This window comes from Cellulophaga fucicola (assembly GCF_900119145.1).
Lineage (GTDB): Bacteria > Bacteroidota > Bacteroidia > Flavobacteriales > Flavobacteriaceae > Cellulophaga > Cellulophaga fucicola.
This window is the reverse complement of sequence record NZ_FPIY01000002.1, coordinates 276,856-297,377: the sequence shown is the minus strand read 5'-3', so window position 1 is coordinate 297,377 and position 20,522 is coordinate 276,856. Positions and strand designations below refer to the sequence as shown.

At 34.9% G+C, this 20,522-nt stretch carries 26 protein-coding genes; 23 read left to right on the top strand and 3 right to left on the bottom strand.

The genetic code is table 11. From position 1 onward, the window contains the following. Positions 1-5: 5 nt before the first annotated feature. The 3 genes from BT107_RS07660 to BT107_RS07650 all read right to left on the bottom strand — a co-directional run bounded on the left by BT107_RS07660 (position 6) and on the right by BT107_RS07650 (position 8,346). Positions 6-3,299, bottom strand: a complete 3,294-nt coding sequence (locus tag BT107_RS07660; RefSeq protein WP_072303201.1) for a SusC/RagA family TonB-linked outer membrane protein — start codon at positions 3,297-3,299, stop codon at positions 6-8. A gap of 381 nt (positions 3,300-3,680) precedes the next feature. Beyond that, complete coding sequence (locus BT107_RS07655; RefSeq protein ID WP_072303200.1) at positions 3,681-5,105, bottom strand: SusD/RagB family nutrient-binding outer membrane lipoprotein; 1,425 nt, start codon at positions 5,103-5,105, stop codon at positions 3,681-3,683. A gap of 10 nt (positions 5,106-5,115) precedes the next feature. Beyond that, positions 5,116-8,346 carry a SusC/RagA family TonB-linked outer membrane protein gene (locus BT107_RS07650; protein ID WP_072303199.1) on the bottom strand — a complete coding sequence of 1,077 codons (3,231 nt, stop codon included), beginning with the start codon at positions 8,344-8,346 and terminating at the stop codon, positions 5,116-5,118. Positions 8,347-8,650: 304 nt separating this feature from the next. On the opposite strand from BT107_RS07650, the gene rpsL reads away from it, so the two are divergent. From rpsL to rpmD, 23 genes are all read left to right on the top strand, one after another. Then, the gene (gene rpsL / locus BT107_RS07645; protein WP_013621708.1) at positions 8,651-9,025 is read left to right on the top strand and encodes a 30S ribosomal protein S12; all 375 of its coding nucleotides are present in this window, start codon (positions 8,651-8,653) and stop codon (positions 9,023-9,025) included. Positions 9,026-9,051: 26 nt separating this feature from the next. Continuing rightward, the gene (rpsG, locus tag BT107_RS07640; protein WP_072303198.1) at positions 9,052-9,528 is read left to right on the top strand and encodes a 30S ribosomal protein S7; all 477 of its coding nucleotides are present in this window, start codon (positions 9,052-9,054) and stop codon (positions 9,526-9,528) included. Positions 9,529-9,530: 2 nt separating this feature from the next. Next, positions 9,531-11,663, top strand: a complete 2,133-nt coding sequence (gene fusA / locus BT107_RS07635) for an elongation factor G (protein ID WP_072303197.1) — start codon at positions 9,531-9,533, stop codon at positions 11,661-11,663. 10 nt (positions 11,664-11,673) lie between these two features. Further along, a complete protein-coding gene (gene rpsJ, locus BT107_RS07630) occupies positions 11,674-11,979 on the top strand; it encodes a 30S ribosomal protein S10 (protein WP_013621711.1) in 306 nt (101 codons plus the stop codon). A gap of 160 nt (positions 11,980-12,139) precedes the next feature. Continuing rightward, a complete protein-coding gene (rplC, locus tag BT107_RS07625; protein WP_072303196.1) occupies positions 12,140-12,757 on the top strand; it encodes a 50S ribosomal protein L3 in 618 nt (205 codons plus the stop codon). Then, positions 12,757-13,386 carry a 50S ribosomal protein L4 gene (gene rplD, locus BT107_RS07620; RefSeq protein WP_072303195.1) on the top strand — a complete coding sequence of 210 codons (630 nt, stop codon included), beginning with the start codon at positions 12,757-12,759 and terminating at the stop codon, positions 13,384-13,386. The genes rplC and rplD overlap by 1 nt, the downstream gene beginning before the upstream one ends. A gap of 7 nt (positions 13,387-13,393) precedes the next feature. Beyond that, on the top strand, positions 13,394-13,684 hold the full coding sequence (rplW, locus tag BT107_RS07615) for a 50S ribosomal protein L23 (RefSeq protein WP_072303194.1): 291 nt from the start codon (positions 13,394-13,396) through the stop codon (positions 13,682-13,684). Between the two features lie 9 nt (positions 13,685-13,693). Then, positions 13,694-14,518 (top strand): 50S ribosomal protein L2, encoded by an 825-nt coding sequence (rplB, locus tag BT107_RS07610; RefSeq protein ID WP_072303193.1) that lies wholly within the window; start codon positions 13,694-13,696, stop codon positions 14,516-14,518. Positions 14,519-14,530: 12 nt separating this feature from the next. Beyond that, positions 14,531-14,809: a 30S ribosomal protein S19 gene (rpsS, locus tag BT107_RS07605; RefSeq protein WP_072303192.1), complete on the top strand. Its 279-nt coding sequence runs from the start codon at positions 14,531-14,533 to the stop codon at positions 14,807-14,809. A 3-nt stretch (positions 14,810-14,812) separates the two neighbouring features. Further along, positions 14,813-15,220, top strand: coding sequence for a 50S ribosomal protein L22 (gene rplV, locus BT107_RS07600; protein ID WP_013621717.1), 408 nt, complete (start codon positions 14,813-14,815; stop codon positions 15,218-15,220). Between the two features lie 9 nt (positions 15,221-15,229). Beyond that, entirely contained in the window at positions 15,230-15,946 is a 717-nt protein-coding gene (rpsC, locus tag BT107_RS07595) for a 30S ribosomal protein S3 (protein ID WP_072303191.1), read from the top strand. A gap of 20 nt (positions 15,947-15,966) precedes the next feature. After that, positions 15,967-16,386 (top strand): 50S ribosomal protein L16, encoded by a 420-nt coding sequence (gene rplP, locus BT107_RS07590; RefSeq protein WP_072303190.1) that lies wholly within the window; start codon positions 15,967-15,969, stop codon positions 16,384-16,386. An 18-nt stretch (positions 16,387-16,404) separates the two neighbouring features. Beyond that, positions 16,405-16,596, top strand: coding sequence for a 50S ribosomal protein L29 (gene rpmC / locus BT107_RS07585; RefSeq protein ID WP_072303189.1), 192 nt, complete (start codon positions 16,405-16,407; stop codon positions 16,594-16,596). A 13-nt stretch (positions 16,597-16,609) separates the two neighbouring features. After that, complete coding sequence (rpsQ, locus tag BT107_RS07580) at positions 16,610-16,867, top strand: 30S ribosomal protein S17 (RefSeq protein ID WP_072303188.1); 258 nt, start codon at positions 16,610-16,612, stop codon at positions 16,865-16,867. Between the two features lies 1 nt (position 16,868). Beyond that, positions 16,869-17,237, top strand: a complete 369-nt coding sequence (rplN, locus tag BT107_RS07575) for a 50S ribosomal protein L14 (protein WP_034642780.1) — start codon at positions 16,869-16,871, stop codon at positions 17,235-17,237. An 11-nt stretch (positions 17,238-17,248) separates the two neighbouring features. Next, a complete protein-coding gene (gene rplX, locus BT107_RS07570; RefSeq protein ID WP_170854718.1) occupies positions 17,249-17,563 on the top strand; it encodes a 50S ribosomal protein L24 in 315 nt (104 codons plus the stop codon). 2 nt (positions 17,564-17,565) lie between these two features. Beyond that, on the top strand, positions 17,566-18,117 hold the full coding sequence (gene rplE, locus BT107_RS07565; protein WP_072303186.1) for a 50S ribosomal protein L5: 552 nt from the start codon (positions 17,566-17,568) through the stop codon (positions 18,115-18,117). A 1-nt stretch (position 18,118) separates the two neighbouring features. Continuing rightward, positions 18,119-18,388 carry a 30S ribosomal protein S14 gene (gene rpsN / locus BT107_RS07560; RefSeq protein ID WP_072303185.1) on the top strand — a complete coding sequence of 90 codons (270 nt, stop codon included), beginning with the start codon at positions 18,119-18,121 and terminating at the stop codon, positions 18,386-18,388. A 73-nt stretch (positions 18,389-18,461) separates the two neighbouring features. Beyond that, positions 18,462-18,860 carry a 30S ribosomal protein S8 gene (rpsH, locus tag BT107_RS07555; RefSeq protein WP_072303184.1) on the top strand — a complete coding sequence of 133 codons (399 nt, stop codon included), beginning with the start codon at positions 18,462-18,464 and terminating at the stop codon, positions 18,858-18,860. A gap of 19 nt (positions 18,861-18,879) precedes the next feature. Then, positions 18,880-19,422 (top strand): 50S ribosomal protein L6, encoded by a 543-nt coding sequence (rplF, locus tag BT107_RS07550; RefSeq protein WP_072303183.1) that lies wholly within the window; start codon positions 18,880-18,882, stop codon positions 19,420-19,422. Positions 19,423-19,433: 11 nt separating this feature from the next. Beyond that, the gene (rplR, locus tag BT107_RS07545) at positions 19,434-19,787 is read left to right on the top strand and encodes a 50S ribosomal protein L18 (RefSeq protein WP_072303182.1); all 354 of its coding nucleotides are present in this window, start codon (positions 19,434-19,436) and stop codon (positions 19,785-19,787) included. Positions 19,788-19,793: 6 nt separating this feature from the next. Further along, positions 19,794-20,318: a 30S ribosomal protein S5 gene (rpsE, locus tag BT107_RS07540; RefSeq protein WP_072303181.1), complete on the top strand. Its 525-nt coding sequence runs from the start codon at positions 19,794-19,796 to the stop codon at positions 20,316-20,318. A gap of 10 nt (positions 20,319-20,328) precedes the next feature. Continuing rightward, positions 20,329-20,508: a 50S ribosomal protein L30 gene (rpmD, locus tag BT107_RS07535; protein ID WP_013621730.1), complete on the top strand. Its 180-nt coding sequence runs from the start codon at positions 20,329-20,331 to the stop codon at positions 20,506-20,508. Positions 20,509-20,522: the final 14 nt, after the last annotated feature.

The window sequence follows — 20,522 nt, the reverse complement described above, 5'->3', positions numbered from 1 at the left end:
TTAAATTAGAATGTTAATTTTAGGTTTAAACCATAACTTCTAGTTCCTGGTAATTGAGCATTTTCTCCGTAAGATTGAGAAAGTTCTGAAGGATCCCAACCGTGTTTATTATTATCTGCAACAGATATTAACCATAAGTTACGCCCTACAGCACTAATGCTAACACTTTGTAAAGCTGTCTTTTCTAATAATTTATTAGGTAAACTGTATGTTAAACTTAGATCTCTAAGTTTAATGTAATCTGCGTCATGTATAAAAGGAGTTGCTAATCTGTTAGGTTGAAACTGATTCCAATAAGTTTGTGCTTCTACGTAAGTATCCACTGGAGTTCCATCAGCTTCTACGCCTGTAACATGTACACCACCTCCATCTGCAATTGCATCTCTTTGATTTACACCATTGTCATTAAGTTCAACAGTATCGTCTAGCAAACCAGAATAAGTACCCCACATCTCTGATAGAGAAAAGAATTTACCACCTTTTTGAAAATCAAAAGAAGCAGCTAAGCTTATATTTTTATATGAAAAATTAGTTAATAAACCACCTGTGAAATCTGGTAATATAGAACCAAAGTATTGATCTGTTTCAACAACGTACAAGCCATCACTATTAATTACTCTATTTCCAGCGTCGTCTAACTTATAACCAGTTCCTCTAAGTTGTCCCCATTCACCACCTAGTTCATGTACAACATTTACAAATCCATAAGCATCACTTCCGCCAGCACCATTGATAGCTTTTAGATCCCCAGGTAAACTTATTATTTTAGAACTATTTTTTGCATAGTTAGCTGTAATACTCCAGTTAAAATCTTCCGTTCTAATTATATCTGCGTTTAAGGTAAGCTCTATACCTTTTCTTTCAGATTCTCCGGCGTTAGTTAATAGAGTTGAATATCCTGTTCCAGTAGATAATGATACAGGTATAATTTCATTTTTACGATTCTCAGTATAATATGTAGCACTTAGGCCAATTCTGTTCTCTATAAATTTTAAGTCAACACCAATTTCTTGAGATGTGTTTATAGCAGGCTCAATCCCATCAGACACTAACTGTGTTGGAGTGTACATTAAAATCTGACCATTATATAAGTTAGATCCTAATGGGTATGTAGGGTTCAGAGCTAATGCATTTACATCATCACCTACTTGTGCCCAGCTACCTCTTAATTTAGCAAAAGTTACAGCTCCTTTGTTGTCCCATAATTCAGACAGGATAAAAGAACCACCAATAGAAGGGTAAGTATAACCATTATTACCAGAAGGTAGAGATGAACTCCAATCTCTTCTTACAGAAACATCTAAATAAGCCATATTATCATACCCAAGAGACATATTACCATAGATACTATTAACTTGCTTTTCAGACTCATAAGTATAAGCTGTTAAAACTTCTCTAGAATTACTATATGTATATACATCTGGCAAAATTAATCCACCGTTTTGGAAGTTATCTGTTGCCATATCATTTTGAAAACGATAGTAGTTATCTTTCAATATGTTACCACCCACAAAAGCTGTTAAATCAATTTTCCCAAAGTCTTTTGTATATTTCAATAATATATTGTAATTGTCCTCAGTAGAAGTAATATAATCTTTACCAAAAGAATTAACCCATGGATTGTATAAATCTGGTGCAGCAGCAAACTCTAAAGAATAAGGAACAAAAAAGTCTCTTTTGTACTTACGTTCATTCCTAGAAGCCTTTGCACTAATATCTAAATTTTCTGTTAACTGGTAGCTAAAATGAATATCACCTAATAATCTATGTGTGCTATTTGTTGCTTCATATTGTTCTAGATAAGAAAATTGATTAAACCAAAAAGCGGGTTTTTGATATTGTAATAAAACTTCATTACCTGTTCTCTCATAAGCTTCTTCTGCGTATGCAAAATAGTCTAATCCCCAGTTGTTCCATGAAGTAGCAAAACCTCTTGGTGTTTTTAAATCTTTAAATTCTCTAACCTTATTCATATCAAGGTTTCTGTTAAACCAGCTGTTTAATGATCCTGAAGTTTGGTTTCCATAACCATCATCAAAATCACCAGAAATATTATCAACAGTATAATTAATATTTACACCAGCTGTTAATTTGTCAGATAAATCAAAATCTAAACTTGTGCTAATAAAATTCTTTGTGAAATCTGAATTTGGAACAATACCATTTTGCTTGATATTTGTATAAGCTATTCTGGCTCTATAATTGTCACCACTACCACTTAGGGAAATAGAGTTTTTTTGGCTAATACCAGTGTCAAAAGCATCTTTTATATTATCAGGCTGGCCTACATATGGTACTTCTTCTCCAAATGTTGGGCTATCTGGATAGTAGTTGTACCATGGCACATGTCCTTGTCCATCAAATTTAGGACCCCAACTTTCATCAGCGTAAGCATCTCCTGCAAAATATCTTTTACCATCAAATACTTGCATCCAAGTTGGATATGCAGCCCCATTTAATCTGTTTCCTCCTGCGTAGTCAAAAGTTGAAAATTCAGACTCTCCTGAATAACCTTGACCATACATATTTTGGTAATTTGGTAAATAAGCAACATTATCAAATGTTATAGAGCTAGAAATTTCAACTCCTAAACCTTGGCCTTTTTTACCTCTTTTCGTAGTAATTACAACAACACCTGAAGCTGCTCTTTGTCCGTACAATGCAGTTGCATTTGGGCCTTTAAGAACGTTTAAAGATTCTACGTTACCCATATCAACACTGTTGGGATCAGTCGTAGGTGTGCCATCAATTACATATAATGGATCTGAATCTGACGTTAATGATATACCTCCTCTAATTCTAATTTTACCAGATTGTCCAAGTTTAGATCCAGATTGACCTTGTATTTGAACACCTGCAACTTTACCTGCAATAGCAGACTTAATATTTACATCCTCAGTAATGTTTAGGTTTTCACCTTTTACTTCTTGTGATGCATATGTAAGAGTTCTTTCTTCTCTTTTAATACCAAGAGCAGTTACTACCACTTCTTGAAGAGCTTCTGCATCCTCTTCCATTTGTACGTTAATAGTGTTTTCATCACCAATTGTACGAGAACTTGATTTTTGACCTAAATAAGTAAACAATAAAACTTGACCTTTAGAAGCAGAAATGGAATACTCTCCATCAAAACCTGTCTGTGTCCCTGTCTGTGTCCCTTTAACTAGGATGTTTACTCCTGGTAGTGGTATTCCGTCTTGATCGGAAACTATACCAGAAATCGTTTTTTGTTGTGCAAATGTTAAATGCACAATAAACGCTAACAGTAGCGTTAAGATTCCTCTTTGTTTTGTTTTCATTTTTTTGTAGTATTTGAATTAGTCGATACCAAAAGTCAAAAAATTATGTTAATAAGCAAACTAATTTTCTATTTATTTTAACAAAAATGTGAGAAAAAAGCTAATTCTGTTGAAGAATTAATATCAAAAGTAGCAAACGGTTATTAATAGTTTAATATAGTTAATTATTAATGCACATATGTAGTTGTCAAAATTAACATATGTATATGCATTTTGTTTTTAGGTTACTAAGAATTTATGTAAATGAAGTTTTACGTATAATGGTTACTTGTTTTGTGTTAAAAATAGAAGAATATGCTATTTTTTTTTATTTTGTTATAAAGCAAAAAAAACCTGCAAATTTAAATTTGCAGGTTTAATTTCTTTATAATAAAAAGCTTTTTAATTTACATCCCACCATACTTTTTCTGTCATATCTGCAGGATTAGAAGATACTGCATTTAATGATGCTGAATTTGATGTCGTTTCGGATAAAGGGTAAGGCATACGTACAGGAATAGTGTTAATAAATGCTGCTGCAGGTGCACTTAATTGAGGGTAGTCCAATCTTCTCCACTCATTCCAAGCTTCAAAACCTTTTACGTATAATGAAACCCATTTTTGAATACCAATTGATTCTTTCCAGTTAGCTGTATCATATGCATTATTAGTTAAATAATCAGAGATAGCTGCCGCATCGTCAATTCCCCAGTAATTCATTGAAGCTGTTACAGCATTATTATATGCAGTTTCTGCATCTCCAGTTAAAATACCTCTTTGATATGCTTCAGCTAATAAAAACTGAACCTCACTATAAGACATAATTAAGTGTGAAGAAGTTGCTGATCTCACTAAATCACTTGGTCTAGATGTAGTTGGCTTCAAAATAGTAGCGTCATTATCGCTTAAACCGTAAGGCATACCAACAATACTTCCCGCTGATGCAGGCTTAGCATAAACATCTAATCTAGGATCTCCTAAGTCTGTTAATGTTGTAACTAAATATTCAGAAACAGCATAGTCATCTCTGTTATTAATGTTAACATTTCTCCATAATGGATTTGATCTATCTGGAGCAGAGTCAAAGGTAAATAATGCATTCTCAGCATTACTAGATATTAAATTAGCAGAAGCAATAGTTGCATATTTTGTAGCCGTTGCTAAGTCTATATCAGATAAGCGAATAGCGTATTTAAGCATTAATGAATTAGTTAATTTAATCCAATTTTCTACGTTACCTCCATAAACTACATCACCAGAATTAAAAGAAGGTGAGCCTGTGTTAAAAGTATTGCTTGCTTGCTCTAGAGATTCTAATACACCCAGGTATATGGTTTCTTGAGAATCATATGTTGGTAAATTAAAATCACTATTAATAGCTTCTGTATAAGGAACAGCTCCAAACCCATCAGATAAGAAAGTAAAAACCTGAGAAGACATAACGTCTAATATGTTTTTCTTGTTAGTTTTTATTTCATCAGAAACATCCTGTAAATCTACTAAATCCTTAGCTGAATCTAATTCCTTTAGTACAGATGCGTACATAGCAGACCATGTACCATCAAAAGCGGTAATTGTCTGATTGTACCTACTGTCTTCGGTGTACTCATTTTCTGACCATTGCTGAGTCATTAACATACCCCAACCAGCGTTAATTCCTGTGCCTGCTAAACTGTTGTAAAAAGTGTATTCAGCAGTAGTAAGTAGGGTAGAAGGGCTAACTATAACCGCATTGTTCGGGTCAATATTTAATTCTTCAAGTCCATTATCACATGCGCAGAACATTGTCGCAGAAAGTAATAACGTAAATATTTTATTTTTTTTCATGTTTTTAAATTTAAAATTTAGCAGATAAATTAACACCAAATGATCTAGTTGGAGGTACTTGCGCGTTCTCCAATCCTTGTACATTTCCAGAGCCTGTTATAACTTGTGGGTCAATGTACGGTACATCTGCAGAGATGATAGCTAAGTTTCTACCAAAAACACTAAGATTAACACTTGTAAAAGGGATGTCTTTTAATATTTTAGCAGGTAATGAGTAACTTAATCTTAAGTCTCTAAATTTAATAAAGCTAGCATCATATACATTTGGCGCAGCTCTATTCCAGTATGTCTGGTAGTAAGTTTGAGGGTCTATTCTAGTTGTATTCTCAGCACCTGTTGTTGTTACACCTGGTAAAATCATGCCATTAGCTCTTGTGTCGCTTTCTCCATTGAATGCTACAGTTTCTGGAGACATACCTGAGTATTTAGCCCATTGTAATGAAGAAGAGTGAATAATTCCGCCTTCTTGGAAATCTATTAAACCAGATAATGTAAAGTTTTTATAAGTAAAAGATGTGCTAATACCACCAACCCAGTCAGCAATTGCAGAGCCTAAATAGACTCTATCATCTGTAAATAGGTAAGCTCCATCATCACCAACAACTTTACTTCCGTTATCAGCGTAGATATAATCTTGACCATAAAGAGCCATATAAGGTTTACCTTCTTGTATTCTTAAATCGGCAGCCCAAGTTCCACCCATATTAATACTCTCTACTAATGTTTCACCATTCTCATCTTTTAACAACTCAACAACTTCGTTTTTCTGTTGTGTAAGGTTTAAACCAATATCCCACCTAAAGTTTTTAGTTTGTATTGGAGTACCACTAATTTGAAATTCAAAACCAGAGTTTTTCATACTACCTGCATTTAACAATTTAGAAGTATAACCAATAGAAGAAGATGTTGGTACATTAAATATTTGATCTTCTGTTAATCTATCATAGTAAGAAGCATCAATGCTTAGCCTACTGTTAAATAACTTAACCAAAATACCAAATTCTGTTTCAGTAGTTAGCTCATTAACTAGATCAGGGTTTTGTTGTGAATTAGGTACATTGTACATAGGAAAACTTCCAAAGTTAGGTGTTATTGGAGAGTAAACATCTGATAATCTGTATGCGTCAGCATCATTACCAGCTTGTGCTATACTAGCTCTAAGTTTAACAAAGTTTACCACATTACTTCCTTTGATGAAGTCTAATTCAGATAAAGCAAAACTTAAAGAAGCTGCTGGATAAAAATAGCTGTTATTCTTCTTTGGTAATGTTGAAGACCAATCATTTCTAGCAGATAAATCTAAGAATAACATATCTTTAAACCCAAAAGAAGTAGATCCAAATATACTGTTAATACCTTTGTTAGCTTCAAATGTATCAGTATTTGCAGCTGCACTAGAGTTACTAATATTGTAAAAGCCATCCACAACTAAACCTCCTGATGTGGCAGCAGTAATCCTTTTAGTAAATTGTCTCATTCTGTTAGCTCCTAAGATACCGCTAAAAGTAAAGTTTTCAGAAAAATCTTTTTGGTAGTTTAATCTAACTTCAAAGTTATTTTCTTGAAACTTTCTTTCCGTTTCAACATATTTAGATTGATCTACTGATCTAAAAGGAATTCCTTCCATTAGACTAAATTGAGATATGTCTGTTCCAAATTGAGAAGACAAACTTAAGTTTTTATTTATTGCGTAACTAAAGTTGGCGTTTCCAAAAACTCTATTCCTAGTATCTTCTTGCGTAAAGTTATTTCTAACCCAAGATGGATTATCAAAATAATTTGGATTAGGATCAAAAGATGTTAAGTTTCCAGAAGCATCTGTAATAATACCTTTTGGGTTCCATGTGTATTGGTTACCTTCTGAAGTGTTTTGTTGATTCTGTAATCTTTTAACATCTAATTGAGTTTGCCACCATTGAGTAAAACCCTGTAGTGGGTTACCATTACTATAACCTGTAATGTTTCTGTTTTGTGCATCAGTTTTGATGTAACTCATTGTTAACCCTGCTTTTAATTTATCAGTTAAATTATAAGTAGTGTTTATGTTTACTGTATTTCTCTGTAATGCACCATTAGGAGTGGTACCAGTTTGATCTACATTAGAATATCCTAATCTAAAAGAACCTTTATCGTTAGCTCCACTTAAAGAAACACTGTTCATTAAAGTAATACCAGAGTTAAAAAATGATTCATAAGTATTATCCGGAGCAACCCATGGTCTAGTTTCTTTGTAATTACTTGCACCTGGATCCCAAGAATCCCAATGTCTTACATTTACATTTGAATCAAATTTCGGTCCCCAGGAACCATCTTTGCCATAGTTAGGAGCTAGGTAAGCAACACCGTCTTGAGTAAATTCATTAAAACCACTAGTAGTAGGATATGATGATCCGCCACCGTACATTCTTTGGTGAGGGATTAAGTTTCTAACTTCGTCAATTGTAATACTACTGTCAAAAGTTATTCCAAGACCTTTTTTTTCTGATCCATTTTTTGTTGTAATTAAAATTACACCGTTTGCACCTCTAGATCCATATATTGATGTTGCTGCAGCACCTTTAAGTACGGACATAGTCTTAATGCTAGAAGGGTCTATATCTGATGCAGAGTTACCATAATCATAATTACCTCCACCAAAACCTCTCTCTTGTCCAGAGTCGGAGTAACTTTGGTTGCTAACAGGAACCCCGTCAATAACAAATAATGGTTGGTTGTTTCCTAAGAAAGAGTTTGAACCTCTAATAGTTATTCTTGAGGACCCGCCAAGTGTTGAGGAGCTGCCTTGTATTTGTACACCGGCCACTTTACCTTGTAATGAGTTTACAATGTTGACTTCTTTAGCGTTGTCAATACTCTCTCCAGTTACTTTTTGAACAGCATAGCCAATTGCCTTCTCTTTTTTACTTATACCAAGTCCGGTAACAATTACCTCTTCTAGAGCTTCTGCATCTTCTTGCATTTGTACGTTAATAACATTTTGGCTGCTAACATTGCGTGAAGTTTGTGTTTGACCTAAATAGGTAAATAAAAGTACTTGACCGCTTGCTGCTGAAATGGCATATTTCCCGTCAAAGTCTGTCTGAGTACCGTTAGTTGTTCCTTTAACAAGGATGTTTACTCCTGGTAACGGTATACCGTCTTGATCGGTAACTGTACCAGAAATCGTTTTTTGTTGTGCAAATGTTAAGTGCACAATAAACGCTAGGAGTAGCGTTAAGATTCCTCTTTGTTTTGTTTTCATTTTTTTTAAAATTTGAATTAGTCGCTGCCAAAAATCAAAAAATAATGTTAATTAAAAAAATAATAAAGGTATTATTTTAAGTATCAATTGAAAATACTAAGGTTAACAAGTGTTACTTTATACTTAATAATTGGTATTTTTAAGTGAATGTTAAAAAAAAATGCACTGCATTTTTTTTGCTTTTAATTTGTAGATTTATATAAAAAGAGAAAATTAATGTGTAACTATTTGAAGTTTAATAAATAATTACTACATTTGCGGCCCTTAAAAGAAGGGAAAAAATTTATATACATATAAATATAGTATGCCAACAATTTCACAATTAGTACGAAAAGGAAGGGTCTCAATTACTAAGAAGAGTAAATCGGCTGCTTTGGATTCGTGTCCTCAAAGAAGAGGGGTTTGTACACGTGTTTACACAACTACTCCAAAGAAACCAAACTCTGCAATGCGTAAAGTAGCAAGAGTTAGGTTAACAAATGGAAAAGAAGTAAATGCTTACATCCCAGGAGAGGGTCACAATTTACAAGAGCACTCGATAGTATTAGTAAGAGGCGGAAGAGTAAAGGATTTACCAGGTGTTAGGTACCACATCGTTAGAGGTGCTTTAGATACGGCAGGCGTTGCTGGGAGAACTCAGCGTAGATCTAAGTATGGAGCAAAACGCCCTAAGAAGTAATTAACTAACACTTACAAAGAGAAGAAATGAGAAAAAAACAGGCGAAAAAAAGGCCTCTTTTACCAGATCCAAAATTTAATGATCAATTAGTGACACGTTTCGTTAATATGATGATGTGGGATGGTAAAAAATCTGTTGCCTTTAAGGTTTTCTATGATGCAATTGCAATTGTGGAAGAAAAAAATACTGATGAGGAGAAGTCAGCTTTAGAATTATGGAAAGAAGCATTATCTAATGTTATGCCTCACGTAGAAGTGCGTAGTAGGAGAGTTGGTGGAGCTACTTTTCAGATTCCAATGCAAATTAGACCGGATCGTAAAATTTCTACTGCTATGAAGTGGTTGATTAGTTATTCTCGTAAGAGAAATGAAAAATCAATGGCTCAGAAATTGGCTGCTGAAGTTTTAGCTGCGGCTAAAGAAGAAGGTGCTGCGGTTAAGAAGAGAGTTGATACTCACAAGATGGCTGAAGCGAATAAAGCATTCTCACATTTTAGATTCTAGATATGAGTAGAGATTTAAGATATACAAGAAATATTGGTATTGCTGCGCACATTGATGCTGGTAAAACAACAACGACAGAGCGTATTTTGTTTTATACGGGTGTTAGTCATAAAATAGGAGAAGTGCATGATGGTGCTGCTACTATGGACTGGATGGAGCAAGAGCAGGAGAGAGGTATTACAATTACTTCTGCAGCAACAACTTGTACTTGGCAGTTTCCAATGGAAAACGGTCAGCCTACAGAAGATGCAAAGGGATATCATTTTAATATTATAGATACTCCAGGTCACGTGGATTTTACTGTAGAGGTAAATAGATCTTTACGTGTTTTAGATGGTTTGGTTTTCTTATTTAGTGCTGTTGATGGTGTTGAGCCTCAGTCAGAAACTAACTGGAGATTAGCTGATAATTATAAGGTACCTCGTATTGGTTTTGTTAATAAAATGGACCGTCAAGGATCAAACTTTTTAATGGTTTGTAAGCAGGTTAAAACTATGCTGGGTTCTAATGCAGTTCCAATTGTATTGCCAATAGGTGATGAGGCTGATTTTAGAGGTATAGTTGATTTGGCGAAGAACAGAGCTATTGTATGGCATGAAGAGGGCTTTGGTGCTACTTTTGATGTTGTTGATATTCCTGAAGAGATGAAAGCTGAAGTACGTGAGTATAGAGCTGCATTGATTGAGGCTGTTGCTGAGTATGATGAAAACCTTATGGAGAAATTCTTTGAGGATGAAGATTCTATTACGGAGGACGAAGTGCATGCTGCATTAAGAGCTGCTGTTATGGATCGTGCTATTATACCAATGATCTGTGGTTCTTCTTTTAAGAATAAAGGAGTTCAGTTTTTATTAGATGCTGTTTGTAGGTATTTACCTTCTCCAGTGGATAAGGATGATATTGTAGGTGTAAATCCTGATTCAGGTGAAGAGGAAACTCGTAAGCCGGATGTAAAGGAGCCATTTGCTGCATTAGCATTTAAGATTGCAACTGATCCATTTGTAGGTCGTTTGGCATTTTTTAGAACATATTCAGGTCGTTTAGATGCTGGTTCTTATATATTAAATAATAGATCTGGTAAAAAAGAGCGTATTTCTCGTATTTATCAAATGCATTCTAATAAGCAAAATGCTATCGATTATATCGAAGCAGGTGATATTGGAGCTGCGGTAGGTTTTAAGGATATTAAGACAGGTGATACTATGTCTGATGAAAAACATCCTATTGTTTTAGAGAGTATGGACTTCCCTGATCCGGTAATTGGTATTGCGGTAGAGCCTAAAACTAAAGCGGATGTAGATAAGTTAGGTATGGCTTTGGCTAAATTAGCTGAAGAAGATCCAACTTTCCAGGTAAAAACAGATGAAGCTTCAGGGCAGACTATTATTTCTGGAATGGGTGAGCTTCACTTAGATATTATTGTGGATCGTTTAAGAAGAGAATTTAAAGTTGAAGTTAACGAAGGTGAGCCTCAAGTTGAATATAAAGAAGCATTAACGAAAACTGCATCTCACAGAGAAACTTATAAGAAGCAATCTGGTGGTCGTGGTAAATTTGGAGATATTGTATTTGAGATGGGTCCTGCGGATTCTGATTTCGAAGGAGAAGGTCTTCAGTTTGTTGATGAAATTAAAGGTGGTCGTATTCCAAAAGAATTTATACCAGCTGTTCAGAAAGGATTTGATATTGCTATGAAGAATGGTCCTTTGGCAGGTTATGAAATGGACACAATGAAAGTGGTTCTTAAGGATGGATCTTTTCACCCTGTGGATTCTGATGCATTATCTTTTGAGTTAGCTGCAAAAATGGGTTATAAAGCTGCTGGTAAGGCTGCTGGAGCTGTAATAATGGAGCCTATAATGAAAATGGAGGTATTAACTCCAGAGGAAAATATGGGTGATATAGTGGGTGACCTTAATAGAAGAAGGGGTGTTATCAGTAGTATGGATGATAGAGCTGGCGCTAAGGTTGTTAAGGGTGAAGTTCCTTTATCAGAAATGTTTGGGTATGTTACATCATTAAGAACATTGTCTTCTGGTAGAGCAACATCTACAATGGAATTTTCTCACTATGCAGAAACTCCATCTAATATATCTGAAGAAGTAATTAAGTCAGCAAAAGGAGCAACCTCTTAAATTAACGAAAATGAGTCAAAAAATTAGAATAAAATTAAAATCTTACGATCATAATTTAGTGGATAAATCTGCTGAGAAGATTGTTAAGACTGTTAAGACTACTGGAGCGGTAATTACAGGACCAATTCCGTTACCTACTCACAAGAAAATATTTACAGTATTGCGTTCTCCGCACGTAAATAAAAAATCTAGAGAGCAGTTTCAGTTAAGTTCTTATAAAAGATTACTTGATATTTACAGTTCTTCTTCGAAGACTATTGATGCTCTAATGAAATTAGAGTTGCCAAGTGGTGTAGAAGTAGAGATTAAGGTTTAAGTATCTCTGTCTGCTCCTGTGTGGAGTAGATGACATGTCCTGAGCGTTTCGCGAGGGAAAGACGGAAAAAATAAATTCAGGGTTGAGTTATTTTTGACCCTGTTTTTTTGTCATAAAGTGAAATAACAAATAAGTAATTAATAATTAATAATTAATAAATATGTCTGGGTTAATTGGAAGAAAGATTGGCATGACCAGCATCTTTGATGAAAATGGAAAGAATATTCCATGTACAGTAATCGAAGCTGGGCCATGTGTTGTTACCCAAGTCAGAACTGAAGAAGTTGATGGGTATAGTGCTCTTCAACTTGGTTTCGATGACAAGGCAGAAAAGCGTGCTAATAAGGCTCAAACGGGTCATTTTAAAAAGGCAGGTACTTCTCCTAAAAAGAAAGTCGTTGAATTTCAAGGTTTTGATGGTGAGTTTAAACTTGGTGATACAGTAGGTGTAGATCAGTTTAAAGAAGGTGAATTTGTAGATGTAGCTGGTACGTCTAAAGGTAAAGGTTTTCAAGGTGTGGTAAAAAGACACGGCTTTGCTGGTGTTGGTCAGGCTACGCATGGTCAGCATAATAGATTAAGAGCTCCGGGTTCTATTGGTGCTGCTTCTTATCCTGCAAGAGTTTTTAAAGGTATGAAGATGGCAGGTAGAATGGGTGGTGAAAGAGTCACTGTTCAAAACCTTAGAGTTTATAAAGTAGTTCCAGAAAAAAATCTTTTAGTAGTAAAAGGTTGTGTTCCTGGTCATAAAAACGCTTACGTAACTATTCAGAAGTAATGAAAGTAGCAGTTTTAGATAGTAAAGGAAAAGATACGGGTAGAAAGGTAGACCTTTCTGATTCAGTATTCGCAATAGAGCCTAATAACCATGCTGTATATTTAGATGTAAAGCAGTATTTGGCACATCAGAGGCAAGGAAACCACAAGTCAAAGGAAAGAGCTGAGATAGCTGGTAGTACAAGAAAAATTAAAAAGCAAAAAGGAACTGGTACTGCTCGTGCGGGTAGTATTAAGTCTCCTGTTTTTAGAGGCGGTGGTCGTATTTTTGGCCCACGTCCTAAGGACTATAAGCAGAAATTAAACAAAAACGTTAAGCGTTTAGCAAGAAAATCTGCTTTTAGTATTAAACAAAATGAGAAAGCAATTTTAGTAATTGAAGACTTTAATTTTGATGCTCCAAAAACGAAAGAATTTAAGAAAGTTCTTGAGTCTTTGGGTATTGAAAATAAAAAATCTTTATTTGTGTTGGGTGATTCAAATAATAATGTATATTTGTCATCGCGCAATTTAAAGCGTTCAGAAGTTGTAATTAACTCAGAATTAAGTACTTACAAAATACTTAACGCTTCAAGTGTAGTGTTATTTGAAGGTGCTTTAGAGGGAATTGTATCGAACTTAAACAAATAGAAAAGCAATGAGTATAATAATTAAGCCAATAATTACGGAAAAAATGACCGCTGATAGCGAGTTATATAATCGTTATGGTTTCGTTGTGGATTTAAAAGCCAATAAAATTCAAATTAAGAATGCGGTAGAGCAGGCTTATGGGGTTTCGGTTAAAAATGTTCGAACAATGATTTATGGACCAAAGCGTAAAACACGTCACACTAAGACAGGTGTGCAGCACGGAAAAACTAATAGCTATAAAAAAGCTATTATTGACGTGGTAGAAGGAGATATAATTGATTTTTATAATAATCTATAAAGACAAAGCATGTCAGTTAGAAAATTAAAACCAATCACTCCAGGACAGCGATTTAGAGTAGTAAACGGATTTGACGCGATTACTACTGATAAGCCGGAGAAAAGTTTACTTGCTCCGTTAAAAAAGTCTGGAGGTAGAAACAGTCAGGGTAAAATGACAATGCGCCAAAAAGGTGGAGGTCATAAAAGAAGGTATCGTGTAATAGATTTTAAGCGTGACAAGCAAGGTGTTGTTGCTACTGTAGAGTCTATACAATACGATCCTAACAGAACAGCATTTATTGCGTTGGTAGAGTATACTGATGGCGAAAAGAAATATATTGTTGCTCAAAATGGTTTAGAGGTGGGTCAGAAGATTTCTTCTGGTGAAACAGCTTCTCCGGAAGTTGGTAATGCTTTACCGTTAAGTGCAATTCCTTTAGGGACAATTATTTCTTGTATAGAACTACGTCCTGGGCAAGGTGCTGTAATGGCAAGGAGTGCAGGTACTTTTGCTCAGTTAATGGCAAAAGATGGAAAATTTGTAACTGTTAAGTTGCCATCAGGTGAAACTAGATTAGTTTTAGCTGGTTGTATGGCTACTATAGGTGCGGTATCAAATTCTGATCACCAATTATTGGTATCTGGTAAAGCAGGTAGAAGTAGATGGTTGGGTAGAAGACCTAGAACAAGACCGGTAGCTATGAACCCTGTGGATCACCCAATGGGAGGTGGTGAAGGTAGAGCTTCAGGTGGTCATCCAAGATCAAGAAATGGTATACCAGCTAAAGGATTTAGAACTCGTTCTAAAACTAAGGATACAAATAGATATATATTAGAACGTAGAAAGAAATAAAATTAGAAAAAAATGGCACGTTCACTAAAGAAAGGACCTTACGTTCATTATAGTTTAGATAAGAAAGTTCAACAAAATGTTGAGTCGGGTAAAAAAGCAGTTATTAAGACTTGGTCTAGAGCTTCTATGATTACTCCTGATTTTGTTGGTCAAACTATAGCAGTACACAACGGTAGACAATTTGTTCCTGTTTATGTAACAGAGAATATGGTAGGGCATAAATTAGGAGAATTTTCACCAACTAGATCTTTTAGAGGTCACGCTGGTGCGAAGAACAAAGGAAAAAAGTAAGCTATGGGAGTTCGTAAAAAACAGATGGCCGAAAGAATTAAGGCTGAAAAGAAAAAGATTGCTTTTGCTAAGTTGAACAATTGTCCGACTTCGCCTAGAAAAATGCGTCTTGTTGCAGATTTAATTAGAGGTGTACAGGTAGAGAAAGCTTTGGCTATATTGAAATTTAGTCAAAAAGAAGCTTCAAGAAGAGTAGAAAAGTTGTTGCTTTCTGCTATTGCTAACTGGCAATCTAAAAATGAAGATGCAGATATTGAAGAGGCTGATCTTATTGTTAAAGAGATAAGAGTAGATAGTGGGGCAATGTTAAAAAGATTAAGACCAGCGCCACAAGGAAGAGCACATAGAATTAGAAAACGTTCTAACCACGTAACATTGGTGTTAGAATCTAACAATAAAACTCAAAGCTAAGACATTACTATGGGACAAAAAACAAATCCAATCGGGAATCGTCTAGGTATCATCAGAGGTTGGGAATCTAACTGGTACGGTGGAAATGATTATGGAGACAAATTAGCTGAGGATGATAAAATACGTAAGTATGTTCATGCTCGTTTGGCTAAGGCTAGTGTTTCTAGAATTATTATAGAGCGTACTTTAAAGCTTGTTACTGTAACTATTACAACTGCAAGACCTGGTATCATTATTGGTAAAGGTGGTCAGGAAGTTGATAAGTTAAAAGAAGAGCTTAAGAAAATTACTAGTAAAGAAGTTCAGATCAATATCTTTGAAATTAAGAGACCTGAGGTAGATGCTAATCTTGTAGCTGCTAGTGTTGCACGTCAAATTGAAAATAGAATTTCTTATAGAAGAGCTATTAAGATGGCAATTGCAGCGGCAATGAGAATGAATGCAGAAGGAATTAAAATACAAATCTCTGGAAGGTTGAATGGTGCTGAAATGGCTCGTTCTGAGGCTTACAAAGATGGTAGAATTCCGTTATCTACTTTTAGAGCAGATATAGACTACGCATTAAATGAGGCGCATACTACTTATGGAAGATTAGGTATTAAAGTGTGGATTATGAAAGGCGAAGTTTATGGAAAGAGAGAGCTTTCTCCATTAGTTGGTATGTCTAAAGGACAGAGCAAAGGTGGTAGAAATGAAGGACCTAAGAAACAACGTCGTAGAAAGTAATTATTTAAAGAGATATAGAAATGTTACAACCAAAAAGAACCAAATTTCGTAAAGCGCAGAAAGGCCGTATGAAAGGACTTTCGCAAAGAGGGCATCAGCTTTCTAACGGTATGTTCGGTATAAAATCTTTAGATACTAAGTTTATTACTTCACGTCAGATTGAAGCTGCTCGTATTGCTGCAACTAGATATATGAAAAGAGAAGGACAGTTATGGATCAAGATATTTCCGGACAAGCCTATTACTAAAAAGCCATTAGAAGTACGTATGGGTAAAGGTAAAGGTGCACCAGAATATTTTGTTGCTGTTGTTAAGCCAGGTAGAATAATGTTTGAAATCGCAGGTGTTCCTTTGGACATCGCTAAAGAGGCTTTGCGTCTTGCGGCTCAAAAATTACCGGTAAAAACTAAATTTATCGTTGCTAGAGATTATTCAGCTTAATTTATAATTTAAGGAATCATGAAACAATCAGAAGTAAAAGAATTATCAGTTGAGGATTTGAAAGATAAATTAGCTGAATACAAAAAACAGTATGGGGATTTAAAATTAGCTCATTCTGTAACACCTTTGGAGAATCCACTTCAGATCAGAAAGACGAGAAGAACGGTGGCTAGACTAGCAACTGAATTAACTAAAAGGGATAACCAATAATTGGTTCTGCTTTATGGAAAAAAGAAATTTAAGAAAAGAGAGAATAGGAGTTGTTACTAGCAACAAAATGGAGAAATCAATTGTGGTTTCAGAAGTTAAGCGTGTTAAACACCCTATGTACGGTAAGTTCGTGTTAAAGACTAAGAAATATGTTGCGCACGACGAAACAAACGATTGCAATATTGGTGATACAGTTAAAATAATGGAAACTCGTCCATTAAGTAGAACTAAGTGTTGGAGATTGGTGGAAATTTTAGAAAGAGCTAAATAATATGTTACAGCAAGAATCTAGACTAAAAGTGGCAGACAATACAGGTGCAAAAGAAGTTTTGACTATACGTGTATTGGGCGGTACCAAAAGAAGATATGCATCTGTTGGGGATAAAATAGTAGTATCTGTTAAAGATGCTACTCCAAATGGTGGTATTAAAAAAGGTGCTGTTTCAACTGCAGTAGTTGTAAGGACTAAGAAAGAAGTAAGAAGACAAGATGGGTCTTACATTCGTTTTGATGATAATGCTTGTGTATTGTTAAACCCAACGGGTGAAATGAGAGGTACACGTGTTTTTGGACCTGTTGCAAGAGAGCTTCGTGATAAGCAGTTCATGAAGATTGTTTCATTAGCCCCTGAGGTACTTTAATATTCAGAAAAATGATGAAGTTAAAAATAAAAACAGGAGATACTGTAAGAATAATAGCTGGAGACCATAAAGGTGTTGAAGGTAAAGTTGTTACTGTAGATCGTGAAAAAAACAAGGCAATTGTTGAAGGTGCTAATATGGTATCTAAGCATGAGAAGCCTAGCGCAAATAATCCTCAAGGAGGAATCGTAAAAAAGGAAGCTCCATTACACATTTCTAATCTATCTTTGATAGATCCAAAATCTGGTGAAACTACGAAAGTAGGATATGAAGTAAGAGATGGTAAGAAAGTGAGATTTTCTAAAAAATCTAATGAAGTAATTTAATTATGACTTACACTCCAAGATTAAAACAAGAATATAAAGAACGTATAGTTTCAGCTCTTACAGAAGAGTTTGAATACAGAAACGTTATGCAGGTGCCAAAACTTACTAAAATAGTTTTAAGTAGAGGTGTTGGTGCTGCAGTTGCAGATAAGAAGCTTATTGATCATGCAATGGATGAGTTAACACTTATTACAGGTCAGAAAGCAGTTTCTACTTTATCTAAGAAAGATGTTGCTACTTTTAAATTACGTAAAGGAATGCCAATAGGTGTGAAGGTTACATTAAGAGGAGAAAGAATGTACGAATTTTTAGATAGGTTGGTTACAAGTGCGTTGCCACGTGTTAGAGATTTTCAAGGGATTAAAGCTACTGGTTTTGATGGTCGTGGAAATTATAACTTAGGTATTACTGAGCAAATTATATTTCCTGAAATTAACATTGATAAGATTAATAGAATCAATGGTATGGATATAACTTTTGTAACTACAGCAGATACTGACAAAGAAGCTAAATCATTATTAACCCAACTAGGATTACCTTTTAAAAAGAATTAGTATGGCTAAAGAATCAATGAAGGCCCGCGAAAGAAAAAGAGCCAAAACAGTTGCAAAATATGCTGAAAAAAGAAAAGCTTTAAAAGAAGCTGGAGACTACGAGGCATTACAAAAATTACCAAAGAATGCATCTCCTGTACGTATGCACAATAGATGTAAATTAACAGGAAGGCCTAAGGGTTATATGAGAACTTTTGGTATTTCAAGGGTAACTTTCAGAGAAATGGCTAACAATGGTTTAATCCCAGGGGTTAAAAAAGCAAGTTGGTAAAAATTAAACAATCAATATAAATTGGTTTCAGGTTTAGCGTTAAGTTAAAAACCGTCACCGCAAATTATTTTAAATGGTAACAGATCCTATAGCAGATTATTTAACAAGAGTTAGAAATGCCAGTAGTGCCGGTCACAGAGTGGTAGAAATTCCTGCTTCAAATCTAAAAACAGAAATAACTAAAATATTATTCGATCAAGGATATATTTTAAGTTATAAAGTCATCGAAGATGCAGTACAAGGTTCTATTAAAATTGCTTTGAAGTACAATAAAGCAACTAAAGAGCCTGTAATTAAAAAAATACAACGAGTAAGTAAGCCAGGTTTACGTAAGTATGCTGGTTCTACGGACTTGCCAAGAGTACTTAACGGTTTAGGGATCGCTATAGTTTCTACTTCTCATGGAGTTATGACTAGCAAGCAAGCTAAGTTAGAAAAAGTTGGTGGTGAAGTTTTATGCTACGTTTATTAATCTATAAAGAAGAAGAATAATGTCTAGAATAGGTAATAATCCAGTAACAATTCCTGAGGGCGTAACCGTTGAATTAAACGGTAATGTAGTTACTATGAAAGGTAAGTTGGGTGAGTTAACTCAAGATTTTTCAGGAGTTTCTGTAAGAATAGAAGAAGGTACAATCATTGTAAATAGAGATTCAGATAGTAAAGAGCACAAGTCAAGACATGGTTTATACAGGTCTTTGTTCTTTAATATGATTGAAGGAGTTTCTAAAGGTTGGACAAAAGAATTAGAATTGGTTGGTGTTGGTTATAGAGCTAGCAACCAAGGACAAAAATTAGATTTAGCTGTAGGTTTCTCTCATAACATTGTTTTGGATATAGCTCCAGAGGTTAAAGTGGAAACTATTTCTGAAAAAGGGAAAAACCCAATCGTAAAATTAACATCTTTTGACAAGCAATTAGTTGGTCAAGTAGCGGCAAAGATTAGAGCTTTCCGTAGACCAGAGCCTTATAAAGGAAAAGGTATTAAGTTTGTTGGAGAAATATTAAGAAGAAAAGCAGGTAAATCAGCTTAATAATTAGCACTATGGGATTATCAAAGACTGAAAGAAGACACAGAATCAAGAGAAGGATTAGAAAAGTTTCATTTGGAACAGCAACTAAGCCAAGATTAGCGGTGTTTAGAAGTAATAAAGAGATTTATGCTCAAATTATAGATGACAATGCAGGAACTACTTTAGTTTCTGCATCATCAAGAGATAATGGGCTAGATGCAAAAGGAACTAAAATAGAAATAGCTAACCAAGTAGGTAAAGTTATAGCTGAGAAGGCTTTAAAAGCCGGTATAGAGACTATTGCTTTTGATAGAGGTGGTAACTTATACCACGGAAGAATAAAATCATTAGCAGAAGGTGCTAGAGAAGGCGGACTTAAATTCTAATATATTATGTACCAGAGATATAAAAACGTAGAGACAGTTAAACCAGGTGGATTAGATTTAAAAGATCGTTTGGTTGGCGTACAAAGAGTTACTAAGGTAACAAAAGGTGGTAGAGCTTTTGGTTTTTCTGCTATAGTAGTTGTAGGAGATGAAAGTGGTGTTGTAGGACATGGCTTGGGAAAATCTAAAGATGTAGCTACTGCTATTGCTAAAGCTGTTGAAGACGCAAAGAAGAATTTAATTAGAATCCCTTTAATCAAAGGAACTATACCTCACGAGCAAAAAGGTAAATTTGGTGGTGCGCGTGTATACATACAACCTGCATCTCACGGTACAGGAGTAATTGCTGGTGGTGCAGTTAGGGCTGTACTAGAAGCAGTTGGTGTGCATGATGTATTATCAAAGTCACAAGGATCTTCTAACCCTCATAATGTAGTTAAAGCAACTTTTGATGCTTTATTGCAAATTAGGGATGCAAAAACAATTGCAGATCAAAGAGGAGTATCTTTAGAAAAAGTATTTAAAGGATAAATAGGATACAATGGGAAAGATTAAAGTAAAGCAAGTTAAGAGTAATATAAAACAGACTCAAAGACAAAAAAGAACCTTAGAGGCTCTTGGGCTTAGAAAAATTGGTCAAGTTGTTGAGCATGAGGCTACGCCAAATATCCTTGGTATGGTAAATAAAGTTGAACATTTAGTTTCTACTGAAGAAGCTTAATTATAATTTATCGA